The organism is Vibrio sp. G-C-1, assembly GCF_021728015.1.
GTDB lineage: Bacteria > Pseudomonadota > Gammaproteobacteria > Enterobacterales > Vibrionaceae > Vibrio > Vibrio splendidus.
In genome coordinates this window covers 83,667-106,815 of record NZ_JAKKCR010000011.1, presented here as the reverse complement: position 1 = coordinate 106,815, position 23,149 = coordinate 83,667, and the positions used below count along the sequence as shown (strand labels likewise).

The window sequence follows — 23,149 nt, the reverse complement described above, 5'->3', positions numbered from 1 at the left end:
GAATAAAAGCCACCTTTTTGGGTGGCTCATATACGAAAATATTGGAAGGGAAGTAATAACTAAAAACAATATTTACGGATCGATTTACTCAGAACATCAATTGTTGGGTCAATAAAATCGAAGCTTAAGAACTCATCCGGTTGGTGAGCTTGGTCAATTGAGCCTGGACCTAACACCAAGGTTGGACATAACTCTTGAAGGAAAGGTGCTTCAGTACAGTAGTTCACGGTTTGCGATTCAATCTCACAAACTGATTCCATGCCACCGATAAATGGATGGTCGTGCTGGCACTCATAGCCTGGGATTGGCTCATGCAGGGGAGTAATTTCAATTCTGCCCGGCCATTTTGCTTCCACTTCTTTAAGTGCGCTGCGCAGCATGTTATCTAAGCCATCTAAGCTAATACCGGGCAAAGGACGAACGTCATAGTGTAGTTCACAGCAGCCACAGATACGGTTAGCGCTATCTCCTCCGTGAATATGCCCAAGATTTAGAGTAGGGCTTGGAATCGCGAAACCCGGGTGATGATACTCTTTGACTAACTTGTCACGCAGCTGCATTAAAGCAAACAGCACTTCATGCATGATCTCGATGGCGTTAACGCCTAATGCCGGATCAGAAGAGTGGCCTGACTTACCCGTTACTCGCACAGCATTAGCGACATGGCCTTTATGACCACGAATCGGCACAAGGCTGGTTGGCTCACCAATGATGCAGTAGTCCGGTTTAAATGGTGCATTCTCAGTGAAGTGACGCGCACCCAACATAGTGGTTTCTTCATCACAGGTTGCTAATACATAAAGCGGCTTGGTCTGTTTGCTCCAATCCATCTTCTTCGCGGCTTCATAAACGAAAGCGAAAAAGCCTTTCATATCGGCGGTGCCTAATCCGTAGAAGCGGTTGTTGTGTTCTGTGAGTGCGTGAGGATCGAAATTCCAACGTCCTTCATCGAATGGCACCGTATCGCTGTGTCCTGCAAGCAGTAAGCCCCCTTCGCCAGAACCCATCTTTGCGACCATATTATGCTTGCCGGGTTCGACCTCTACCACCTCAACACTAAAGCCTACGTCTTTAAACCATTGAGCCATTTTTTCGATCACTTTCTCGTTGCCATGATCCCAGCTTGGATCGGTTGAGCTAATGGAGTCGGTGGAAATTAGGCCTTTATAGACCTCAAGAAAACTCGGTAATTGCATAATAACTTCACTTCTACTATTGACAGGAAAACCATAAGTCGGTAAAACACATATTAAATCATATTTAATGCATAAGAAATCAAATAAAGCTAAAAATTAAGTATGAATAGTCAAATTTGAAATGTAACTTACCTCAAGAATGGATGTGTTGAGATGTTGAAAACCACGATCATTGGCGCAAGCGGCTACACAGGAGCAGAACTGGCTCTAATGATAAACAGACACCCTGAGCTCACGCTATCAGGTTTATATGTCTCAGCCAATAGTGTAGACGCAGGCAAACCTATCGCTGCACTGCACGGTAAGTTAGCTGGCCTGATTGATATGCCAGTGCAACCTTTAACAAATCCGGAAGAAGTGGCTAAACAGTCTGATGTGATTTTCTTAGCCACTGCACACGAGGTAAGTCACGACCTAGCGCCAATCTTCCTTGAGAACGATTGCCAAGTGTTCGACCTATCGGGTGCATTCAGAGTTAAAGGCGAAAACTTCTATCAAGAGTTTTACGGTTTTGAACATCAACACGAACAATGGCTAGACAAAGCGGCTTACGGTTTAGCTGAATGGAACGAACAAGAAATCAAAGAGGCTCAACTTGTCGCCGTCGCGGGTTGTTACCCAACGGCATCACAACTGGCGATTAAGCCTTTGGTTGAAGCGAAGCTACTGGATGAGAATCAATGGCCGGTGATTAACGCGACCAGTGGTGTCACTGGAGCAGGCCGCAAGGCGAGTATGGTCAACAGCTTCTGCGAAGTAAGCCTGCAAGCTTATGGTGTATTCAACCACCGTCATCAACCTGAAATGGCTGCACATCTAGGATGTGATGTGATTTTCACCCCGCACCTAGGCAACTTTAAGCGTGGCATTTTAGCGACCATTACCATGAAACTGGCTGACGGTGTGACAGAACAACAGATACAAGAGGCCTTCGAGCAAGCTTATCAAGGTAAACCAGCTGTGAGATTACTCGAAGAGACATTGCCAAGAATTCAAGATGTAGAACAAACACCTTTCTGCGATTTAGGCTGGAAGGTACAAGGTCAGCACATCATCGTTGTTTCAGCGATTGATAACTTATTAAAGGGTGCATCTAGTCAAGCGATGCAGTGTTTAAATTTACGTTATGGTTTTGCACCATTAACTGCGTTAGTGTAAGGAAATCTAGATATGAGCCTTAATAATCAACCATTAATCATAAAGTTAGGTGGCGCTGCGCTATCTTGTGGTGAAACACTTAGCAAGTTATTTGGTGCGATTTCAGCTTACCAACAGCAGGCACAGCGACCAATCGTGATTGTTCACGGCGGTGGTTACCTTGTTGATGATTTGATGAATAAGTTGAACCTTGAAACCGTTAAGAAAGAAGGGCTACGTGTTACTCCTTATGATCAGATTCCTTTGATCGCTGGTGCGCTAGCGGGCACGGCCAACAAATTGCTTCAAGGTCAGGCGATTAAAGACGGCATCAACGCCGTTGGTTTGAGCCTAGCAGATGGTGGTCTATGTAAAGTCAGCGAACTAAACCCTGAATTGGGTGCAGTAGGTAAAGCTGAGCCGGGCGACTCAACCGTCCTGCAAGCGATTCTTAATGCTGGTGCACTGCCAATCATTAGCTCGATTGGTTTGACTGAGCAAGGCCAACTGATGAACGTTAATGCAGACCAAGCTGCGGTTGCTGTAGCTGGCGCGCTTGATGCTGAACTGGTACTGCTTTCTGATGTCAGTGGTGTGTTAGATGGTAAAGGCCACCTGATTCCAAGCCTTAATCAGCAACAAGCCGATGACCTTATTAAAGGTAAAGTGATTACCGATGGCATGATCGTGAAAGTACAAGCTGCACTAGAAGCGGCTAATGACCTAGGACGACCAATTGAAGTTGCAACCTGGCGATACCCAGACAAGCTGACACAACTTTTTGCAGGTAAGAGCATAGGAACACAGTTTTTACCTCAGTAGACCTCACTACGAGTGACTACTAAAGAATTTAGATAAATAAATTAAATATATAATTATTAAAGTGATTTCCAACGCTGACCGCCATGTGCAGTATGGAAACTAGGAGAAAGAAAATGAGCAAAGTTAACGTAAAGAAAGTTGTAGTAGCCTACTCTGGCGGTCTAGACACATCAGTAATCATCCCATGGTTGAAAGAGAACTATGACTGCGAAGTTATCGCATTTGTTGCTGATGTAGGCCAAGGCGATGAAGAGCTGATTGGAATCGAAGAGAAAGCAAAAGCTTCTGGTGCGTCTGAGTGTTACATCGCTGACCTTAAAGAAGAGATGGTGGCAGATTACATCTACCCAACGCTAAAAACTGGCGCTTACTACGAAGGTAAATACCTTCTAGGTACATCAATGGCTCGTCCAATCATTGCGAAAGCACAGGTTGAAGTTGCACGTAAAGTAGGTGCAGACGCTCTATGTCACGGTTGTACAGGTAAGGGTAATGACCAAGTTCGTTTTGAAGGTGCATTTGCTGCACTAGCACCAGACCTACACGTAATTGCACCTTGGCGTGAATGGGATCTAGTGAGCCGTGAAGAGTGTCTAGACTACCTAGCTGAGCGTAACATCCCTTGTACGGCTTCTCTTACCAAGATTTACTCGCGTGATGCAAACGCATGGCATATCTCTACAGAAGGTGGTGTTCTAGAAAACACATGGAACGCACCTGATGAAGATTGCTGGGCTTGGACTGTAGACCCAGAGCAAGCGCCAAACGAATCTGAAACAGTGACGCTTAAAGTTGAAAAAGGTGAAGTGGTTGCGGTTGATGGCGAAACAATGACGCCATACAACGCGCTGGTTTACCTAAACGAGAAGGGTGCTAAACACGGTGTTGGTCGTATCGATATCGTAGAGAACCGTCTTGTTGGTATGAAGTCTCGTGGTTGTTACGAAACTCCAGGTGGCACAATCATGATGGAAGCACTACGTGCAGTCGAGCAATTGGTTCTTGATAAAGCGGCATTCGAATTCCGTGAAGAGCTGGGTGTTAAGGCTTCTCACCTTGTATATGACGGCCGTTGGTTCACTCCGCTATGTAAGTCAATTCTTGCAGCAACAGATGAGCTAGCACAAGACGTGAATGGTGAAGTGGTTATCAAACTTTACAAAGGCCATGCAACCGTGACTCAGAAGCGTTCTGACAACAGCCTGTACTCAGAAGAGTTTGCAACCTTTGGCGAAGATGAAGTTTACGACCAAAGCCACGCTGAAGGTTTTATCCGTCTTTACTCGCTATCAAGCCGTATCCGTGCTCTGAATAGCCAAAAGTAATCCGAACAATGAGTTAGTGAGCTAGCCTTTAGCGAAGGTTGAAGGCCAGTAAACAGACATCATTATGCAAAGCCCATTTACTATTGATTAGTGAGTGGGCTTTTTGCTTTCTGTTTGTTTAATAAATCAGCTTCGGTTTTTACTGTCGAATGGCATATAATTCGCGCTCCACGCTGAAAATAATCAACGGATTGAGTTCTTGGTGAATAAATATGTGAAAATAATGAATTAATACTTTATTTTCATTTTGAATTGCCGTAAGTTTAAACCATCAGAAAAATACTGAATCTTAATCAGAATTATCATTTGCAAAAAACAGTGAGCACTGTGCAATTAGGAGATACACAATGGCATTATGGGGCGGTAGATTTACCCAAGCAGCAGACACCCGGTTCAAAGATTTTAACGATTCTCTTCGTTTTGATTACCGATTGGCTGAGCAAGACATTGTGGGCTCTATTGCCTGGTCAAAGGCTCTACAATCGGTCAACGTTCTAACAGAAGAAGAGCAGCAAAGACTAGAGCTTGCACTGAACGAGCTAAAACTCGAAGTGATGGAAGACCCTGAACAGATCTTACGTTCTGATGCAGAAGATATTCACAGCTGGGTTGAGCAACAACTTATCGGTAAAGTCGGTGATTTGGGCAAAAAACTTCACACTGGCCGTTCTCGTAATGACCAAGTGGCGACCGACCTTAAACTATGGTGTCGTCAACAAGGTAACCAACTGCTACTCGCGCTTGATCGCCTGCAAAGCCAAATGGTGAATGTTGCTTCTCAGCATCAAGAAACCGTGCTTCCTGGCTACACTCACTTACAACGTGCTCAGCCGGTAACTTTTGCTCACTGGTGTTTGGCTTACGTAGAAATGCTTGAGCGTGATTACTCACGTTTGAATGATGCGATTAAGCGTCTAGATACATGTCCGCTGGGTTCTGGTGCCCTTGCAGGAACTGCTTACCCGATGGACCGTGAAGAGTTAGCTCACAACTTAGGTTTCCGTCGTGCTACGCGCAACTCTCTAGATTCAGTTTCTGACCGTGATCATGTGATGGAGCTGATGTCGATCGCTTCTATTTCAATGCTTCACCTTTCACGTCTTGCAGAAGATATGATTTTCTACAACTCAGGTGAATCGAACTTCATCGAGTTAGCGGATACCGTGACGTCAGGTTCATCTCTGATGCCACAAAAGAAAAACCCGGATGCGCTCGAACTTATCCGTGGCAAAACTGGCCGTGTTTATGGTTCATTAGCCGCAATGATGATGACAGTGAAAGCCCTGCCTTTGGCGTACAACAAAGACATGCAAGAAGATAAAGAAGGTCTGTTCGACGCTTTAGACACTTGGAATGATTGTATGGAAATGGCTGCTCTTTGTTTTGATGGCATTAAAGTGAATGGCGAACGTACACTTGAAGCAGCGAAACAAGGCTACGCGAACTCAACCGAACTGGCTGATTACCTAGTAGCGAAAGGCATTCCTTTCCGTGAAGCTCACCATATTGTTGGTGTGACGGTAGTGGCGGCGATTGCTAAAGGCTGCGCATTAGAAGAGTTAACCATCGCAGAGATGAAAGAGTTCTCTGAGGTGATTGAAGAGGATGTGTATGACATCTTGACTATTGAATCGTGTCTCGAAAAACGTAGCGCGCTAGGCGGTGTATCACCACAGCAAGTGGCTTACGCGGTTGACCAAGCTGAGAAGCGTTTATCACAGCGTGACACTTCCATCGTCAAGGTTCGTCCTGCTCGTCTGACGGATATTGAAGCGTTGGAAGGCATGGTGGCCTACTGGGCGAACATGGGTGAAAACCTACCTCGTTCTCGTAATGAACTGGTGCGTGATATTGGCTCGTTTGCTGTCGCAGAACATCATGGTGAGGTGACAGGTTGTGCATCACTCTATGTGTATGACTCTGGTTTAGCGGAAATTCGCTCGCTCGGTGTTGAGGCTGGGTGGCAAGGTCAAGGGCAGGGTACCGCGATTGTGCAGCACTTAGTTGATAAAGCACGACAAATGGCCATTAAGAAGGTGTTTGTACTGACTCGTACTCCAGAGTTCTTTATGAAGCATGACTTCTTACCGACATCAAAATCTCTGCTGCCAGAGAAGGTGCTGAAAGATTGTGACCAGTGTCCTCGTCAACACGCGTGTGATGAAGTGGCCTTGGAAGTGAACTTGGTAGAGCAGATCATCGCTAAGGTTAATGTTGCATAAAGCATTGATTTTATAGTCCCTAAAAAAAAGATCAAAAAATTGATCTTTTTTGGGAACAAATTAAGAAAAGTCCGGTCTATTAAAGTACCACTGCTTTTTCTTAGAATTTTCTAAGAAAGCCCTAGAATCGATTGGTTCTGGGGCTTTTTTCTATCTGCTGTTTGGGAAATGATGATGGCTTGCTAAGTCGGGTCATTTAATTGGGCATCTAGCCTTTATCGCTTATCTAGTCTTTATCACTTATCTAGCAAAGTCTCTCTGTTAGCGCTTTTTGTTCCTTAAAGGCAGCACGACAAATTTCATTATCCCATGTAACGACAGCAAGCTACTGAATGCGAAAGCGGCCATCATCAAAGCGATGGCATTGATGGTTTTTGGGTCTTCTTTGAAAAACACCCACCATGCTCCCCAACTTAAAATCGACAACACCATCAGCTGATTCATACAGCGCTGGCAGCGGCCGAGTTTGTTACGGATTTTTTCACTTTTATTGCAATGAATGCATGTCATCTTAGGTTTGATTCGCGTTATGCTTGTTGCCTTGATAATAACACGTCACAAGATATTGGATCACGGTGACACAGAGAGAGAAAGTCGATGATTGAGCGCCAAGAAACCAAACAACGCATGAGCCGTATTGTTAAACACAACGGCACTATCTACCTATGTGGCCAAGTGTGTGCTGATGCAACCAAAGACATCACTGAGCAAACACAAACGATGCTGGATAAAGTGGAAGCCCTACTTGAGCAAGCGGGTAGCGACAAGGAACACATGCTGTCAGCAACGATTTACTTGAAAGACATGAAAGACTTCCAAGAAATGAATGCAGTTTGGGATGCATGGGTTCCAGAAGGTCACGCTCCAGCTCGCGCATGTGTGACGGGCGACATGGCTCGTGAAGCGTTACTTGTTGAGATCTCGGTGATTGCTGCTGAGAAGTAATCGCTAAGCCTTTAGCGACAAGTAATGGCTTCAAGAGATTCCAGATACCTCGTCCCTCGGCTCTGGAATGACGATGCTCGAAGCCAAAAACAAAAAGGAAAGCCAATGGCTTTCCTTTTTAGTATCTAGCGTTTGCTCATGGCTAACGATAGCCTGAGATTAACAACCAGGGCCACAATCTAGACAGTGTTTCACCATCTCCGGACCAAGGTGCAGTTTCGCATTCAGGTCACGTAGCGCTGTTCGTACACCTTCTTCAATTACTGGGTGGTAAAATGGCATATCCAACATTTCAGAAACCGTCATCTTTTTCTGGTGTGCCCAAGCTAATAGGTGAGCCAAGTGTTCTGCGTTTGGTCCCATCATTTCAGCACCAAGGAAGCGGCCGGTACCTTGCTCGCCGTAAACGTGCAGAATACCTTTGTTACGTAGCATCACTCGTGAACGACCTTGGTTCTCGAAAGACACTTCACCCGTTGCGAAACAACCACATGTGCCTAAGCGAGTTATGATCTCTTTGTATGTTTCACCAACCATCGCGATTTGTGGGTCAGAGAATACCGCTGAGATTTTAGAGCGGCGTAAGCCTGCGCGAATCTCAGGGAAGCGACCTGCATTATCACCCGCAATACGTGCTTGGTCTGCTGCTTCATGCAGTAGAGGCAGTTGGTTGCTTGCATCACCGGCAATAAATACTGATGGCAGTGATGTTTGTAGCGTGTAGTGATCGGCAATTGGAACACCACGCTCATCAAGCTCAAGAGAGGTATTCTCTAGGCCAAGCTTATCAGTGTTAGGACGACGGCCTGTTGCTGCCAGCACATACTCAACGATGTTGGTTTCTAGTTCACCTTGCTTATTGATGAACTGGATTTCGACGCGCGCCTCACCTGATTCAGTAGTAATACGTTTCATGCTTTCGATTTTTACGTCAGCATCTAGGTAGAACTCTTCATTGAAGGCTTTATCTGCATACGCCATGATTTCAGGGTCGGTTACTGGACCCACTTGACCACCCAAACCGAACAGTTTGGTCTTCACACCTAAGCGATGCAGTGACTGACCAAGCTCTAGGCCAATAACGCCCGGGCCAAATACCGCAACCGATTCTGGTAAATCATCCCAGCTGAACACGTCATCGTTAATGATCAGGCGGTCACCAAGTTCATTCCAAACTGCAGGGTATGCAGGGCGAGAGCCGGTCGCGATAACAATACGCTTAGCGCTGACAACCGTGTGGTCATCGATTTGTAGCGTGTTGTCGTCTAAGAACTTTGCGTAGCCAGAGATCTTGTCTTGCTCTGGGATTTCATCAACACCTTCTAAAACAAAACCAACAAAACGGTCACGTTCAAATTTCACTCGGTCCATCACTTCACGGCCGTTAATCACGATATCACCTTGTGGGTGAACGCCAAAAGCCGGAGCTTTCTCGATGTGATGTACACTTTCTGCAGCTGCAATAAGCAGTTTAGATGGCATACAACCAACACGAGCACAGGTTGTACCGTAAGGGCCGCCTTCAATCATCACGACACTGTCAGTGTGTGCTTTTGCAGCGCGGTAAGAACCTAGACCTGCTGTACCGCCCCCGATAACTGCTACATCTACATTGACTTGTTTCATAATAATTTTCTCGCAATGGCTAAATTTAGTGTGAACGAACCCCTCCAACTCTGGTGATTTTTTGAGAGTCAGGATTGTGGGTCAGTTTTGTGATTCTGTTTTATTAGGTTTAGCTTGTGATTCAGCTTTTTGTTACTCACTGCTTCTTGTTGCTAACTCTTCTTTTAATTAACTATAGGTTAGTTAAAAGTTGGCGAGTCAGAAGCTGTATCTTTTTCCAAAGTTCAGATAAGAGTGGTTTGGAATAGCTAACCCACAAGAGGGTGGGTTAGCGGGTATTACTAAGCTATTTAATTACTTAGGTTATTTAATTGCTAAGCGTTTATTAGCGACTAAGTGATTAACCTAGGAAAGTTTCTAGTTCTTCGCTACCACCGATGTGTTTGCCACCGATGAATACTTGAGGAACGGTAGTGCGACCAGAGATTGCACGTAGGCTTACTGTTGTTGCGTCTTTACCTAGAACCACTTCTTCGTAGTTTAGACCTTTGTCGATTAGGTTCTGTTTCGCTTTCATACAGAAAGGACAGCCTGGCTTAGTGAATACTGTGATTGACTCTTGCTCTTTGTGTTCAGGAGCAAGGTAGTTAAGCATAGTATCAGCATCAGAAACCTTGAACGGGTCGCCTGGTACGTCTTCTTCGATGAACATTTTTTCTACCACGCCGTTTTTAACCAGCATGCTGTAGCGCCATGAACGTTTGCCAAAGCCGATGTCGTTTTTCTCAACTAGCATACCCATGCCGTCTGTGAAGTCACCGTTGCCATCTGGGATGAATGTGATTTTTTCAGCTTCTTGGTCTGCTTTCCATGCGTTCATTACGAACGTGTCGTTTACAGAAACACAAAGGATGTCATCAACACCGTTTTCTTTGAATACAGAGTGCAGCTCGTTGTAACGAGGTAGGTGGCTTGAAGAACATGTTGGTGTAAACGCACCTGGTAGGCTGAATACGATAACTGTCTTGTCTTTGAATAGCTCTTCCGTCGTTACGTTAACCCATGCATCACCTTGGCGAGTTGGGAATGTTACTTGAGGGATTGATTGACCTTCTTTAGATGCAAACATATTGATTTCCTTAAATAGTATTTTAATTTTGTTCTATCAGAGCTTAACGTTTTTCTTTGCTCTGTTTCGTTTCGTTGAGCCCATTATTAGATAAATCCTTTGATAGCTCTAATCGTTTGATGTTATGGTTTTGATAGGTAAATTCTATCAAGAGCATTTTTCTTTTAAATGTTTCTATTAAAACCCTTGTTCTTATTAAAACCTGAGGTAAGAGACTGAGCATGAACATTCGTGACTTTGAATACTTGGTGGCGCTCGCTGAGCACAAACATTTTCGAAAAGCAGCAGAAGCGTGCTTTGTAAGTCAGCCGACATTGAGCGGTCAAATACGCAAACTGGAAGATGAAATTGGACTTCAGTTAACCGAGCGTAGCCCAAGGAAGGTAATATTTACAGAATCAGGTTTACAACTTGTTGAGCAAGCCAAGCGCATTCTCAACGAGGTAAAGACGTTTAAAGATATGGCAAGTGGACACGGTGAAGCGATGACGGGGCCGATGCATATTGGTTTTATCCCGACCGTTGGCCCGTACATTTTGCCTAAGATCATTCCTTATCTAAAAGAGAGTTTCCCAGACCTTGAGCTTTACCTGCACGAAGCGCAGACACATCAGTTAGTGAGCCAGTTAGAAGATGGCAAGCTTGATTGCTTGGTGCTGGCTGCGGTAGATGAAACGGCGGCGTTCAAAGAGATTGATGTCTATGACGAGCCATTAAGCGTTGCCGTGCCGTGTGATCATGAATGGGCACAGCAGGATGCTGTCGATATGCTGCAATTAAATGGACAAACCGTACTTGCGCTGGGTGATGGTCACTGCTTACGAGATCAAGCTTTGGGCTTCTGTTTTGCTGCGGGTGCAAAAGATGATGAACGCTTTAAAGCGACCAGCTTAGAAACGCTGCGTAACATGGTAGCGGCAGGGGCGGGCATTACCTTGTTACCTCAGTTATCGGTTCCAAAGGAAAAACAAAAAGATGGTGTGTGTTACGTGCCAGCGGTGAATCCAACACCTTCACGTCGCATTGTTGTTGCCTACCGACCGGGCTCTCCGCTAAAGGGGCGTTTTGAACAACTGGCTGAGGCTATCCGAACTCAATTGGAAAAAACGGCTTAGCACTCGAGTTTAGAGTGGAGTTCGTTCAGATGTAGATATAAAAAAAGGGTTGATATGAATTCATATCAACCCTTTTTTGTTGGTTCATCTTACTAAGTTCAACAAACCCTAGCTAGAATAGCTCTTCTACTGCTTCGCCTGATGACGTTGAGTAGATGTCATCATTGAAACGTTCAGTGATGTACTCAGTTGGCTCTGTGCCTTTCTCGAAGTACTCGAACATTGATGAGCTATCGAACTTATTAGTCAGTAAGCCAGTTTCACGGTCGATACGAACACGAACGATGTTCTCCGGAATCTCTTTACGCTCAGCAGGAACGCCCGCTAACGCCGTACCCATGAAATCAACCCATGCAGGCTCTGCCGTTTTAGCGCCCGCTTCGGCACCTGTAATCTGGCTCTTGCCAAGGTTAGAGTTCGCTTTAGTTCGACCTAGGTTACGGTTGTGGTTATCAAAACCAACCCATACCGTTGCCACCATGCCAGGGCCGTAGCCGCTGTACCATGTATCTTTCGAGTCATTGGTTGTACCGGTTTTACCGCCAATGTCACGACGCTTCAACGGCTGAGCTCGCCAACCTGTACCATTCCAACCTGTGCCAGCACTCCAGTCACCACCGCCCCAGATGTTGCTGTACATCATTTCACGAACAAGGAATGCGTTCTGTTCAGAGATGACTTGAGGCGCGTATTGCACTTTGGCATCCACATCTTGCTCCACAAACTCATCGGCCATTGGGTCTGTGGCAACCTTATGATCGCAATTGTCCTTACAAACCACTTTTGGTGTCGCTTCAAATTCAGTCTCACCATATGGTGTTTCAATGCGGCTGATGTAGAAAGGTTCAACGTAGTAGCCGCCATTAGCGAATACTGAATAACCTTGTGCTACTTTCATTGGCGTTAAGCTACCCGCACCTAGAGCAATGGTTTCAGAGCGCGGTACTTCGTCAATATCAAAACCAAAACGAGTTAGGTAATTACGAGTATCATCTAAACCAACTTCACGCAGCACACGCACAGCCATTACGTTTTTAGATTGAGCTAAACCAATACGTAAACGCGTAGGACCCACGTAGGTCGGTGGTGAGTTCTTTGGTCGCCATGCGGTACCTTGGCTCTTATCCCATTGATTGATAGGCGCATCGTTGATCAGTGATGCTAACGTTAAGCCTTTATCAATCGCCGCTGAGTAGATAAATGGTTTGATACCAGAACCCACCTGACGAATAGATTGCGTCGCACGGTTGAATTTGTTGTGAACAAAGTTAAAGCCACCCACCATCGACAATACCGCGCCGTTGTTCGGGTTCATTGCAACAAAAGCAGTGTTCGCATTGGGTACTTGGCTTAGTCGCCATTCAACAGGTGTTTCTGACTTCGCCTCTGCTGACTCTTCTGTCGGCTCTTCAGATACTTCGTCTCCTGTAATTGCTTCATGGCGAACCCAAACTTGCTCACCAACAGCAAGAATCTCTTTCGCTTGAGAAGGGGCTGGTCCTTGGCGATTATCCGTTAGGAATTTACGCGCCCAGTTCATGCCTTGCCACTCAATAGTGCCTTCGCCTTGGTTTTTAACCCAAACTTGAGCGCTTTTCGAATCAACCGCGGTAACAACCGCAGGGACTAAGTCACCATAGGTTGGTTGAGACTTAAGGTGTTTAACGATTTGTTCCTGATCCCAAGCTGATTGAGCCGTCTGCCACAATACTTTTTCTGCACCACGGTAGCCGTGACGCTCATCGTAGCCAAGTAGGTTCTTAATCGCCGCTTGGTTCGCTGCTTTTTGCAGTTTCGAATCAACGGTCGTGTAAACCTTCATACCTGATGTGTAAGCGGCTTCGCCATAGCGTTCAACCATCCACGCACGTGCTACTTCAGCAACATACGGCGCGCTCAGTTCAATCTCTGCACCGTGGTATTTCGATATCAATGTCTCGCTACGAGCTTCATCGAACTCTGCTTGAGTGATGTATTTCTCGTCTAACATACGACGTAATACCACGTTACGACGGTGAGTCGCGCGCTCAATCGAATAGATAGGGTTCATCGTGGACGGTGCTTTTGGCATACCCGCCAGCGTAGCAATTTCACTCAGGGTGAGCTCAGGGAGATCCTTTCCGAAATAAACACGCGCAGCCGCGCCAAAACCGTACGAGCGGTGACCAAGGAAGATCTTATTTACATAAAGCTCCATGATCTCTTCTTTGCTAAGCAGTTGCTCAATGTGGATCGCAATGAAGATCTCTTTAATCTTACGCATGATCTTTTTCTCATTAGATAAGAAGAAGTTACGCGCAAGCTGCTGAGTAATGGTGCTCGCCCCTTGTTTGGCTGAACCCGACATTGCGACGACGAGCGCTGCACGGGTGATACCGATTGGATCAATACCTGGGTGTTCGTAAAAACGGCTATCTTCGGTGGCAATCAGAGCTTCAACTAAGTGGCGAGGAATCTCGTCATAAGTCACTGGGTTGCGACGCTTTTCGCCAAATTGAGAGATCAACTTACCGTCTTGACTGAAGACTTGCATTGGCGTTTGGAGCTTCACGTCACGCAAAGTGGCAACATCAGGCAACTCTGGTTTTACGTAATAATAAAACCCAAAAATTGTACTGACTCCAAGAATCATGCAAATCAATGTAAATATGAATAATCGCTTTATGAACTTCACCGGATAATCCCTGATTAGTTAAGGCTGATAAGCAGCAAACCCTTGTACTCTAGGCTAAAAACTTAGCTTTCGTTTATTAACGCTTATTTAACTAATAATCACAACCCCTAGATAATCAACGAAATGCTTGGCACTTCAGGAGCTAGGTCACATGGGTTCATCATTAATTACAGGTATAGATATAAATCATCACAGCATCAAAGCCGTGGTACTAAAACCCGTGGGGGAGTCGTATGCCCTAGTGGGATACAAAGAGCTGCCGATTTCGGACGACATTTTTACAGCTAACCATACTTTGGAGTATCAGAAAACTGTTAAGAAACTTAAAGAACTTAGGAAAGGGCTGCCTTTTGGCTGTTGCAACGTCGCCATTTCAGTACCTGATAACACGGTGATCAGCAAAGTACTGCAAATAGAGAGTGAGTTAGAAGACAGAGAAAAGGAGTTTGCGATCTATCAAACCTTTGCTCATCAATCTCCCTTTCCGATAGAGGAGCTGAGTTTAGATTTTGTAAAGCTGGAAGACAAACGATTTGGTAAAGGTTCGACAAGCAGTTATCAGGTATACGCCACTCGTAAAGAAGTGGTGGATAGCCGAGCGGATGCTTTGACCAAAGCTGGTTTTAAACCTGTGGTGGTAGACACACAGGCGCATGGGTTGCTTAACATCTGGCAAATGGCATCGCGCCTGTACCCCGAAAAGAAAAATTGGCTGCTGGTGGATGTGGGAATCGACCAAACGTCGTTAGGCATTATTCCACAAGGTTTGGCACCGTTTTATAAAGATATCGCTTTTGGTACCAAAGATCTTCGTAGCCATGGTGCTGCAAGTGATATCGAGAGTGTGTTCGCCACCACTGAAGATATACATCAATTTATTGTTAATTTGATTGAGAAGCTCAAGCGTCAATTACAGCTCTATTCATCAGGAAATGCACAGCAACCTATCTCAGGGATCTGGCTGATGGGCGAGGGCGCCAGCATTCCTATGGTAACCGAAGAGCTAGAACGTCATTTTCAGTTGAGTTGCGAGTCACTGAACCCTTTATCTCTATTTGAGAATAAGGTGGCGAAGCGACGTCGGTTACCAACGAACTGGCAACATTTCGGTATTGCGGCGGGTATGGCGATGAGTGGACTCAAGTGGCAGGGAGAAAAGCATGTTGCATCAAATTAACCTGCTGCCGTGGCGTGATGAGATTCGCGCTCAGCATAAGAAGCGCTTTATCCATCTGATCATTCTTGGTGTCATCATCGCGCTTGCAGGGCAATGGGCGGTTGGTCACTATTTTTACGACCAACAAGCCAAGCAGCAAGCACGTCTTAGTTACCTCAATCGATATATTGCCGAGCTCGACCGACAGATTCAGTCATTAAAGGTCGCAGAGCAGGAGCATAAAGCGATTTTGACTAGGCTTGATGTAGTCGAATCGTTGCAGCTTGGTCGCAACAAGACCACCGACTTTATGAACCTGATGCCGGAGCTGATTCCCGAGGGTGTGTATGTCGACAAGATAAAGATGAATGGTCAGGAGATTGAAATGTCGGGCATTAGCGACAGTACTGCTCGTCTCGCTACGATGTTGGACAACCTCGAGCGTTCAGATTCTCTGAAAGGGGTCGAGATGCACTCTATCGTTCATAATCGCAAGCGCTTCAATAAAGAGTTTCAGACCTTTAAGGTCTCTTTTGTGTTTAGCCCTGTGTCTTTAGAAAGCACGACCGCAGAGAGCACCACCGCGAACATAAAAGAGAAGGGGGCGAATCATGGCTAACCTTCAAAATAAGATTAGTTGGCAAAACAGGATGAGTTTGCAAGATCTCGATCTTGATGAGATCACCGAATGGCCATTGTTGCCTCAGCTTCTCGTGATTCTGGTGTTGATAGTGTTAATCCAAGGTGTTGGCACTTGGCTTTATGTGCTGCCGCTCGACGATGAACTGCAACAGATGAAGCAACAGGAGCAGACCTTAAAAGCGACCTTGAGAATAAAGGCCAATAAGGTTGCGGCCTTACCTAAGCTTCAGAGCCAGTTGGATGAGCTAACTAGCCGTTACGACTATCTATTGGAGCAATTGCCCGTTCAAAAAGAGCTCGCCAGTATGTTGGCCTCTGTGAATGAGCTTGGATTGGATAATAAGCTGACATTTACGCGAATTGACTGGGGGCAGAAGCAGAACAAAGAGTTTCTTTATCGTTTACCGCTCAACATCGAGCTGACGGGTGACTACCACGAGATTGGTGATTTCTCTGCGGCCATCGCTAAGCTGCCACGCATCATCAGCTTTGATGACGTGAATTGGCAGCGAGTCAGTCAAGAAAGTAGCACGCTGCACTTCAGGGTTCGAGCTTATACCTACCAATTTAAATCGGAGGTCAATGATGAAACCCAATAGCGTGTTTTATTCAACATTACTATTGCTTGTGCTCACGGGCTGTAAAGCGAATGAAGATTCGTTAGAAGACTTTGTAGTGCAAGTTGAGGCCAAAGCGAGAAAAGAGGTGGAACAATTGGTTCCTGCGACTGAGTTTTTGGCCGCTACTTATCAGCGGCGAGCCTTTCGTCCTCCGTTTGAACTGCCTAAAGAAGCCATCGTGCAAAACCAGCCTTTAGTTAAGAAGGACTGTTGGCAACCTAGCGCGCGTTCTCGTAATGGGAAATTAGAGAAGTACCCTTTGAGTAAGCTTCGTTTAAGAGGCGTCATGGGAAGCGGAACAAGTGTATTTGGGGTAGTGCAAACACCCAAAGGGAACGTGGTAAACGTCAAAAAAGGCCAGTTTATCGGCTTAAACAACGGCCGAGTTACTAAAGTGACGAGCCAGTACGTTCAGATTAATGAAACTCTTCCAGATGGCTTAGGTTGTTGGCATAAGCGCAACGTTAGACTGGCTCTGAAGTAAACCAATGTCACATGATGTGGATATGAGATGTAAATATGATTAAAGGAATAAGTGGATTAGTGAGCAAGGCTCTACAAGGTTTTGCTGTGTCTGTGATGTTGGTCTTTAGTGTGCTCAGTCACGCTGAGAGCTTACCTAATCAATTGGAGAATATTGATTTTAGGGTAAACAAAGATAAAGACGCCGTCATTATTATTGAGCTGGCAACCAGCACCGCTGTGGTGGATGTTCAACGTGCTCAGGAAGGGTTAAGTATCGAATTACTCAATACTCAAGTTAATGACGATAAGCTTTATCTTTTGGATGTGAAGGATTTCGCGACCCTAGTGGAAGGTATTGAAGTCTATAAAGAGACGTCCAGCACACGACTGTTGGCGACGATCGCTGGTGACTATCAGTATGAATATAACCTAAAAGGTCGTTTCATAGAGGTGGTGATCAGCAAGCCTGTTATCAATGAAGCGACCAAAGAGAAAAGCGTTTTAGAAAAAGAGGGCAAACTGATATCGATTAACTTCCAAGATATCCCGGTACGAAATGTCCTGCAGCTGATTGCTGACTACAACGATTTCAATCTCGTGGTGTCTGACTCAGTAGCGGGTAACCTCACTTTACGTTTAGATGGCGTACCTTGGCAGCAAGTTCTCGACATTATCTTGCAAGTTAAAGGACTAGATAAGCGCGTTGATGGCAATGTTATTTTGGTGGCGCCAAAAGCAGAACTCGATCTTCGAGAGCAACAAGCGTTAGAGAAATCTCGCTTGGAAGAGGAGTTAGGGGAGCTTAAGTCGGAAATCATCAAGATTAATTTTGCTAAAGCCACCGACATTGCCGACATGATTGGCGGTGAAGGTGCGGTGAGCATGTTGTCCGATCGTGGCTCGATTACCATTGATGAACGCACTAATTCCCTATTGATTCGTGAACTGGAAGAAAACATTGCCGTGATACGAGGCATCATTGAATCTTTGGACATCCCCGTGAAGCAAGTCCAGATAGAGGCGCGCATTGTAACCGTTACCGAGGGTAACCTTGATGAGTTAGGGGTGCGTTGGGGTGTTTCTTCCACCAACGGTAGCTTCAAAGTTGGCGGCTCGATAGAGGGTAACCATCCATCGCAAATTACGCCGTATGACGATAATGGTGGGAACAGTGCGATTGACGATTTCCTCAACGTTAATCTAGGGGCGACATCTCCTAATGCATCAAGCATTGCGTTTCAGGTGGCCAAACTGGGTTCAGATACCTTGCTTGATCTTGAATTGTCGGCACTACAACAAGAGTCAAAAGCTGAGATTATTTCCAGCCCACGTTTAATCACCACCAATAAAAAACCCGCTTATATTGAGCAAGGTACTGAAATTCCTTATTTAGAGTCGTCTTCAAGTGGTGCTACTTCGGTCGCATTTAAGAAAGCAGTGTTGAGTCTTAAGGTGACACCACAAATCACGCCCGACAATCGTTTGGTATTGGATTTAAGCGTGACTCAAGATAGGCCAGGGCAAGTAGTGAAAACCGGAACGGGTGAGGCTGTTGCCATTGATACTCAACGCATAGGGACGCAAGTGCTTGTTAATAATGGTGAAACAGTCGTACTTGGCGGGATATTTCAGCACAGTGTGAGCAGTACAGTGGACAAAGTTCCTCTGTTAGGAGACCTGCCAGTTTTGGGTGCATTATTCCGTCGTAGCTATGAAAATGTGGGTAAAAGTGAACTACTTATTTTTGTTACACCCAAAGTTGTGATTCAGTAATGAACAATTAGATTAAAAATAAAGTTGCATTAGTGGCACCTAACCTTGATAATTTCGGGTCTTATCACGAATTATCTGTGAGGAATCGGTGCCACGGGCCTTTTAATTTCAGTACTTGTACTGACCTACCTTGTGGCGATGTCATTGAATTAACGTTGTAAATTACTGCTAAAAACATGGCTGAGAAACGCAATATTTTTCTTGTTGGCCCAATGGGCGCCGGCAAAAGTACAATTGGTAGACACCTAGCTTCCCAACTTCATATGGAGTTTCTAGACTCTGACACTGTGATCGAAGAGCGCACTGGCGCAGACATCGCATGGGTTTTTGATGTTGAGGGCGAAGATGGTTTCCGTAAGCGCGAAGAATCTGTAATCAACGATCTGACAGAAGAACAAGGTATTGTTCTTGCGACAGGCGGTGGTTCAGTGCTGAGCAAAGAAAACCGTAACCGTCTATCTGCACGAGGCATTGTTGTATACCTAGAAACAACAATTGAAAAGCAACTTGCTCGCACTAACCGCGACAAGAAACGCCCTCTACTTCAAACAGACAACCCGCGTGATGTGCTAGAAGATCTAGCTGTATCTCGCAACGCACTATACGACGAAGTGGCGGACTATACAGTTCGTACCGACGATCAAAGTGCAAAAGTGGTAGCCAACCAGATCGTAAAAATGCTAGAAGAACGTTAAGTTCATTTTTTCGGAGAGCAAACCCATGGAACGGATTACGGTCAATCTAGCTGAGCGTAGCTACCCTATCTCTATTGGCGCCGGGTTATTTGAAGACCCGGCGTACCTTTCTTTTTTATCAGGCAAACAGAAAGTTGTTGTTATCAGTAATGTGACAGTAGCGCCTCTTTATGCCGATAAAATTTTATCGTTGTTGGATCAAGTAGGCTGTCAAACTTCTCTTTTAGAGTTGCCAGACGGTGAGCAATACAAAACACTTGAAACGTTCAACTCAGTGATGAGCTACATGCTTGAAGGAAATTACAGCCGCGATGTGGTGGTGATTGCTTTGGGTGGTGGTGTTATCGGTGATTTGGTCGGTTTTGCTGCCTCTTGCTACCAGCGCGGTATTGATTTCATTCAAATCCCGACGACCCTTCTTTCTCAAGTGGACTCCTCTGTAGGTGGTAAAACTGCAGTGAACCATCCCCTTGGCAAGAATATGATCGGCGCTTTTTACCAACCCAAATCTGTCATCATCGATACTAACTGCTTATCAACGCTTCCAGAGCGTGAGTTCGCAGCGGGCATTGCTGAGGTGATCAAATACGGCATCATTTACGATGAAGTCTTCTTTGATTGGTTGGAACAGAATCTAGAGAAACTTTATCAACTTGATGAAGATGCACTGATTACCGCGATTGCTCGTTGTTGTGCAATTAAGGCTGAAGTGGTTGCTATAGATGAAAAAGAGTCAGGAATCAGAGCGTTATTGAACCTAGGTCATACATTTGGTCATGCGATCGAAGCAGAACTAGGCTATGGTAATTGGCTACATGGTGAAGCTGTGTCGTCAGGCACTGTAATGGCAGCGAAAACCGCTCAATTACAGGGACTGATCTCTCAGCAGCAACTTGAGCGAATTATTTCTATACTCAAGAATGCGAAACTGCCAATCCATACGCCAGAAAGTATGTCTTTTGAAGACTTTATGAAGCACATGATGCGTGATAAAAAAGTGCTGTCTGGTCAGTTACGTTTGGTATTACCAACAAGTATTGGTACCGCTGAAGTGGTCGCTGATGTGCCTCAAGACATCATTAAACAAGCGATTGATTTCTGCCGTACTCTTTAAATTTGGTTGTGAGGTTGCCTAGCTAAACTCTAGGTAGCTGAAGCGTTTTACTGATCGATCTTATCAGTAGGGATCCCCAATGAGTTTGGCTCATGAATTAAGAGTATTAGAGTTAGAATCTCAAGTTGAGCTGCTAGAGCGCTTACAGCTTTTGACTAACTTTGGTTCAAACCTTGTAACGGTTGCGGGCAAAGCTGGCTCTGGCCGATCTTGGTTGGCTCAACGTTACCTTGAAGCATGGTCGACAGAAAAAAATCAGTGTTTACTGCTTTGTCACCCAAGCCAAGACGATCAACAACGTCGCGCGCTTATTCTTAGCCAAATTGTTTCTGAACCCCTGTTTAATCAACATGATTCTTTATCAGATAGTCTCGCAAGGCTACTGGATGGAGAGTCGTGTAATGTGGTTATCGTTGTAGATGATGCCCACCGACTGTCTGAGCTATTGGTATCCGAATTATGGATGTTGGTACTTGAAGCTCAATCAAACCCTCAATGGACGATCAATATCGTTCTCTTCTCGGAAATTGGCCATCTAGACACGCTACTAACACGTCTTAGTTACGGGCAACCACACAAGCCTATAGACCTCGAGATCGATGATCTTTCTCAACCAGAAGCGGAACATTTCTTTGAATCCCTAGTGATTCGATATGTTGATGATGAGTCTGAAACTCGCGTGCGACGTGCGTTTAATAAAGCGCAACCTTTGCCTGGCGAGTTAATGGCTTTAGGAGAATTGAAAGTGGAAAAAAGGATTATTATTCGCTCAATTATTGGCTCACCCATCAATATCGCGATTGTGGTGGCCTTGTTGTTGATTTTAATTGGTGGTGGCTATTGGTGGATGTTCAGTCAACCAACCCCTGACGATAAAGCGCAATCACTTATCGCTCCCATTGAACAGACCGCTATCCCAACGTTTGAAGTGGAAAGTGGTACCGAGCAAGCCGGAGTCGACGGATCTTCAGATTCTGAAGCCGAAGCTGACATGAGCTATCAAGGTGCTGACGATGACAGTTCATCTTTACCACCGGTTGTGGTGGAAGGTACAGCCAGTGTTGGCGAGGTGAAACAAGAGCAGCAACGTGTGGTGATTACTTCTGATGTGGTTGATGCCTTGCTTGATGACAAGCCGAAAAGTGCCGATACCAGTGCGATTGATGCTGCCGTAGAAGAAAACACAGGTGCCGCGGTTAGCGCACAACCTGATGCGGCGAAAAACGAGTCACAAGCTTCAGTTGATGAAGATACTGACCTAACGGAATCAACACCGCCGACGAAAAAGATCACCTTCTCATTTGCTCGCGAAGAGTTACAAGCTATCTCGCCACGCGCTTATACCTTACAGTTGAGCGCGATGACGTCATTAGAAGATGTTCAGTCTTTTATTGAAGAATATGACGTCGAGGACAAGGTTCGTATTTATCCAACACTTCGTAACGACACCAAGTGGTTTATTATCACTTATCAAGATTATCCAACGATTCAAGTCGCGCGAGATGCCGTAAGTGCGTTATCAAAACCACTTCAGCAGTTGGAACCTTGGGCAAAATCGATGAATCAAGTGCATCGAGAGATAGAACGTGCGAAATAACCCTGAGCTTAGCCTCAAAATATGTTACATTCCGCAGCCTTATTTTTGAGTTGATAGATAGAGCAGTAAATGAAAAAGCAGCGTGCCTTTCTAAAATGGGCTGGTGGTAAATATGGCCTAGTTGAAGACATCCAACGTCACCTGCCACCTGCTCGTAAATTGGTAGAACCGTTTGTCGGTGCCGGCTCAGTATTTTTGAATACTGATTTTGAACAGTACCTGCTTGCAGATATCAATCCCGATCTTATCAACCTATACAATCTACTTAAAACCGATCCTGAAACCTATATCACTGAAGCGAAGCGTTGGTTCTGTCCGGAGAATAACCGTAGAGAAGTGTTCTTAGATGTTCGCGCTGAGTTCAATGGTACAGATAACGTCATGTATCGCTCGTTAGCTTTCTTGTATATGAACCGATTTGGCTTCAATGGCTTGTGTCGTTACAACAAGAAGGGCGGTTTTAACGTTCCATTTGGTTCTTATAAAAAACCTTACTTTCCAGAAGCTGAGTTGGAGTTTTTTGCTGAGAAAGCGAAGAAAGCGACGTTTGTTTGTGAAGGTTATAGCGAGACCTTTAGCCGCGCCCGTAAAGGCTGTGTGGTTTATTGTGATCCTCCTTATGCGCCATTGTCTAGTACTGCTAACTTTACCTCTTATGCGGGTAATGGCTTCAGCTTAGATGATCAAGCGGCCTTGGCTGATGTTGCAGAAAGAGCGGCAATGGAACGAGGCATCCCTGTCTTGATTTCAAACCATGACACTACCTTAACGCGCCGTTTATATCATGGTGCGGAACTGAACGTGGTCAAGGTTAAGCGCACCATTAGCCGTAATGGCGCAGGGCGTAATAAAGTTGATGAGTTACTGGCACTTTTTCATAAAGAGAAAAACCAGCAACACGCTTCAACAGAATTGTAGTCGTCACCATAACCCTCGAACTCATTAAATTGAGTGAC

21 protein-coding genes are annotated in these 23,149 nt (G+C 45.3%); 15 read left to right on the top strand and 6 right to left on the bottom strand.

Going from position 1 to position 23,149, the window contains the following annotated elements; translation table 11 throughout:
• Positions 1-59: 59 nt before the first annotated feature.
• Positions 60-1,196, bottom strand: a complete 1,137-nt coding sequence (gene argE / locus L3V36_RS16655) for an acetylornithine deacetylase (RefSeq protein ID WP_004729680.1) — start codon at positions 1,194-1,196, stop codon at positions 60-62.
• A gap of 153 nt (positions 1,197-1,349) precedes the next feature.
• Here argE and argC point away from each other — a divergent pair, with 153 nt between their 5' ends.
• The 4 genes from argC to argH all read left to right on the top strand — a co-directional run bounded on the left by argC (position 1,350) and on the right by argH (position 6,702).
• Positions 1,350-2,354, top strand: coding sequence for an N-acetyl-gamma-glutamyl-phosphate reductase (argC, locus tag L3V36_RS16650; RefSeq protein WP_017077605.1), 1,005 nt, complete (start codon positions 1,350-1,352; stop codon positions 2,352-2,354).
• Positions 2,355-2,366: 12 nt separating this feature from the next.
• On the top strand, positions 2,367-3,155 hold the full coding sequence (gene argB, locus L3V36_RS16645; protein WP_004729678.1) for an acetylglutamate kinase: 789 nt from the start codon (positions 2,367-2,369) through the stop codon (positions 3,153-3,155).
• Positions 3,156-3,268: 113 nt separating this feature from the next.
• Entirely contained in the window at positions 3,269-4,480 is a 1,212-nt protein-coding gene (locus L3V36_RS16640; protein WP_009848894.1) for an argininosuccinate synthase, read from the top strand.
• A gap of 347 nt (positions 4,481-4,827) precedes the next feature.
• Positions 4,828-6,702: an argininosuccinate lyase gene (gene argH / locus L3V36_RS16635; RefSeq protein ID WP_004729676.1), complete on the top strand. Its 1,875-nt coding sequence runs from the start codon at positions 4,828-4,830 to the stop codon at positions 6,700-6,702.
• A gap of 261 nt (positions 6,703-6,963) precedes the next feature.
• Here the strand turns inward: argH and L3V36_RS16630 are convergent, their stop codons facing one another.
• A complete protein-coding gene (locus L3V36_RS16630) occupies positions 6,964-7,212 on the bottom strand; it encodes a DUF3624 domain-containing protein (protein ID WP_102453778.1) in 249 nt (82 codons plus the stop codon).
• Between the two features lie 87 nt (positions 7,213-7,299).
• On the opposite strand from L3V36_RS16630, the gene L3V36_RS16625 reads away from it, so the two are divergent.
• Entirely contained in the window at positions 7,300-7,647 is a 348-nt protein-coding gene (locus tag L3V36_RS16625; RefSeq protein WP_004729674.1) for a RidA family protein, read from the top strand.
• Positions 7,648-7,806: 159 nt separating this feature from the next.
• On the opposite strand, the gene L3V36_RS16620 is transcribed toward L3V36_RS16625, so the two are convergent.
• The 3 genes from L3V36_RS16620 to L3V36_RS16610 all read right to left on the bottom strand — a co-directional run bounded on the left by L3V36_RS16620 (position 7,807) and on the right by L3V36_RS16610 (position 10,565).
• The gene (locus L3V36_RS16620; protein ID WP_065682834.1) at positions 7,807-9,273 is read right to left on the bottom strand and encodes a dihydrolipoyl dehydrogenase; all 1,467 of its coding nucleotides are present in this window, start codon (positions 9,271-9,273) and stop codon (positions 7,807-7,809) included.
• 340 nt (positions 9,274-9,613) lie between these two features.
• Complete coding sequence (locus L3V36_RS16615; protein ID WP_004729672.1) at positions 9,614-10,342, bottom strand: glutathione peroxidase; 729 nt, start codon at positions 10,340-10,342, stop codon at positions 9,614-9,616.
• A gap of 43 nt (positions 10,343-10,385) precedes the next feature.
• On the bottom strand, positions 10,386-10,565 hold the full coding sequence (locus tag L3V36_RS16610; protein ID WP_017080197.1) for a hypothetical protein: 180 nt from the start codon (positions 10,563-10,565) through the stop codon (positions 10,386-10,388).
• On the opposite strand from L3V36_RS16610, the gene oxyR reads away from it, so the two are divergent.
• Positions 10,564-11,457, top strand: a complete 894-nt coding sequence (oxyR, locus tag L3V36_RS16605) for a DNA-binding transcriptional regulator OxyR (protein ID WP_017080198.1) — start codon at positions 10,564-10,566, stop codon at positions 11,455-11,457. The two genes, L3V36_RS16610 and oxyR, sit on opposite strands and share 2 nt — an antisense overlap.
• Before the next feature lie 112 nt (positions 11,458-11,569).
• Here the strand turns inward: oxyR and L3V36_RS16600 are convergent, their stop codons facing one another.
• The gene (locus L3V36_RS16600; protein WP_208775122.1) at positions 11,570-14,131 is read right to left on the bottom strand and encodes a PBP1A family penicillin-binding protein; all 2,562 of its coding nucleotides are present in this window, start codon (positions 14,129-14,131) and stop codon (positions 11,570-11,572) included.
• A 151-nt stretch (positions 14,132-14,282) separates the two neighbouring features.
• Here L3V36_RS16600 and pilM point away from each other — a divergent pair, with 151 nt between their 5' ends.
• From pilM to L3V36_RS16555, 9 genes are all read left to right on the top strand, one after another.
• Positions 14,283-15,308 carry a type IV pilus assembly protein PilM gene (pilM, locus tag L3V36_RS16595; RefSeq protein WP_102453779.1) on the top strand — a complete coding sequence of 342 codons (1,026 nt, stop codon included), beginning with the start codon at positions 14,283-14,285 and terminating at the stop codon, positions 15,306-15,308.
• A complete protein-coding gene (locus tag L3V36_RS16590) occupies positions 15,292-15,906 on the top strand; it encodes a PilN domain-containing protein (protein ID WP_065682837.1) in 615 nt (204 codons plus the stop codon). The genes pilM and L3V36_RS16590 overlap by 17 nt, the downstream gene beginning before the upstream one ends.
• Positions 15,899-16,528 (top strand): type 4a pilus biogenesis protein PilO, encoded by a 630-nt coding sequence (gene pilO, locus L3V36_RS16585; protein WP_017095852.1) that lies wholly within the window; start codon positions 15,899-15,901, stop codon positions 16,526-16,528. Before L3V36_RS16590 ends, pilO begins: the two co-directional genes overlap by 8 nt.
• Entirely contained in the window at positions 16,515-17,033 is a 519-nt protein-coding gene (locus L3V36_RS16580) for a pilus assembly protein PilP (RefSeq protein ID WP_208775150.1), read from the top strand. The genes pilO and L3V36_RS16580 overlap by 14 nt, the downstream gene beginning before the upstream one ends.
• Positions 17,034-17,068: 35 nt before the next feature.
• On the top strand, positions 17,069-18,787 hold the full coding sequence (locus L3V36_RS16575) for a type IV pilus secretin PilQ family protein (RefSeq protein ID WP_054542267.1): 1,719 nt from the start codon (positions 17,069-17,071) through the stop codon (positions 18,785-18,787).
• 176 nt (positions 18,788-18,963) lie between these two features.
• Entirely contained in the window at positions 18,964-19,482 is a 519-nt protein-coding gene (gene aroK, locus L3V36_RS16570) for a shikimate kinase AroK (protein ID WP_004729664.1), read from the top strand.
• A 25-nt stretch (positions 19,483-19,507) separates the two neighbouring features.
• Positions 19,508-20,596, top strand: a complete 1,089-nt coding sequence (gene aroB, locus L3V36_RS16565; RefSeq protein ID WP_004729663.1) for a 3-dehydroquinate synthase — start codon at positions 19,508-19,510, stop codon at positions 20,594-20,596.
• A 79-nt stretch (positions 20,597-20,675) separates the two neighbouring features.
• Positions 20,676-22,193, top strand: coding sequence for an AAA family ATPase (locus tag L3V36_RS16560; RefSeq protein WP_208775124.1), 1,518 nt, complete (start codon positions 20,676-20,678; stop codon positions 22,191-22,193).
• A gap of 69 nt (positions 22,194-22,262) precedes the next feature.
• Positions 22,263-23,111: a Dam family site-specific DNA-(adenine-N6)-methyltransferase gene (locus L3V36_RS16555; RefSeq protein WP_004729661.1), complete on the top strand. Its 849-nt coding sequence runs from the start codon at positions 22,263-22,265 to the stop codon at positions 23,109-23,111.
• The last annotated feature ends 38 nt before the right edge of the window (positions 23,112-23,149 follow it).

What these genes read in the sequence shown, in the direction of transcription:
- L3V36_RS16640 (WP_009848894.1), top strand. Translation starts at nt 3,269, where the DNA reads ATGAGCAAAGTTAACGTAAAGAAAGTTGTAGTAGCCTACTCTGGCGGT.
- argB (WP_004729678.1), top strand. Translation starts at nt 2,367, where the DNA reads ATGAGCCTTAATAATCAACCATTAATCATAAAGTTAGGTGGCGCTGCG.
- pilM (WP_102453779.1), top strand. Translation starts at nt 14,283, where the DNA reads ATGGGTTCATCATTAATTACAGGTATAGATATAAATCATCACAGCATC.
- L3V36_RS16590 (WP_065682837.1), top strand. Translation starts at nt 15,292, where the DNA reads ATGTTGCATCAAATTAACCTGCTGCCGTGGCGTGATGAGATTCGCGCT.
- L3V36_RS16620 (WP_065682834.1), bottom strand. Translation starts at nt 9,273, where the DNA reads ATGAAACAAGTCAATGTAGATGTAGCAGTTATCGGGGGCGGTACAGCA.
- L3V36_RS16615 (WP_004729672.1), bottom strand. Translation starts at nt 10,342, where the DNA reads ATGTTTGCATCTAAAGAAGGTCAATCAATCCCTCAAGTAACATTCCCA.
- L3V36_RS16560 (WP_208775124.1), top strand. Translation starts at nt 20,676, where the DNA reads ATGAGTTTGGCTCATGAATTAAGAGTATTAGAGTTAGAATCTCAAGTT.
- pilO (WP_017095852.1), top strand. Translation starts at nt 15,899, where the DNA reads ATGGCTAACCTTCAAAATAAGATTAGTTGGCAAAACAGGATGAGTTTG.
- aroK (WP_004729664.1), top strand. Translation starts at nt 18,964, where the DNA reads ATGGCTGAGAAACGCAATATTTTTCTTGTTGGCCCAATGGGCGCCGGC.
- L3V36_RS16580 (WP_208775150.1), top strand. Translation starts at nt 16,515, where the DNA reads ATGAAACCCAATAGCGTGTTTTATTCAACATTACTATTGCTTGTGCTC.
- L3V36_RS16625 (WP_004729674.1), top strand. Translation starts at nt 7,300, where the DNA reads ATGATTGAGCGCCAAGAAACCAAACAACGCATGAGCCGTATTGTTAAA.
- oxyR (WP_017080198.1), top strand. Translation starts at nt 10,564, where the DNA reads ATGAACATTCGTGACTTTGAATACTTGGTGGCGCTCGCTGAGCACAAA.
- argE (WP_004729680.1), bottom strand. Translation starts at nt 1,196, where the DNA reads ATGCAATTACCGAGTTTTCTTGAGGTCTATAAAGGCCTAATTTCCACC.
- aroB (WP_004729663.1), top strand. Translation starts at nt 19,508, where the DNA reads ATGGAACGGATTACGGTCAATCTAGCTGAGCGTAGCTACCCTATCTCT.
- L3V36_RS16575 (WP_054542267.1), top strand. Translation starts at nt 17,069, where the DNA reads ATGATTAAAGGAATAAGTGGATTAGTGAGCAAGGCTCTACAAGGTTTT.
- argH (WP_004729676.1), top strand. Translation starts at nt 4,828, where the DNA reads ATGGCATTATGGGGCGGTAGATTTACCCAAGCAGCAGACACCCGGTTC.
- argC (WP_017077605.1), top strand. Translation starts at nt 1,350, where the DNA reads ATGTTGAAAACCACGATCATTGGCGCAAGCGGCTACACAGGAGCAGAA.
- L3V36_RS16630 (WP_102453778.1), bottom strand. Translation starts at nt 7,212, where the DNA reads ATGACATGCATTCATTGCAATAAAAGTGAAAAAATCCGTAACAAACTC.
- L3V36_RS16610 (WP_017080197.1), bottom strand. Translation starts at nt 10,565, where the DNA reads ATGCTCAGTCTCTTACCTCAGGTTTTAATAAGAACAAGGGTTTTAATA.
- L3V36_RS16555 (WP_004729661.1), top strand. Translation starts at nt 22,263, where the DNA reads ATGAAAAAGCAGCGTGCCTTTCTAAAATGGGCTGGTGGTAAATATGGC.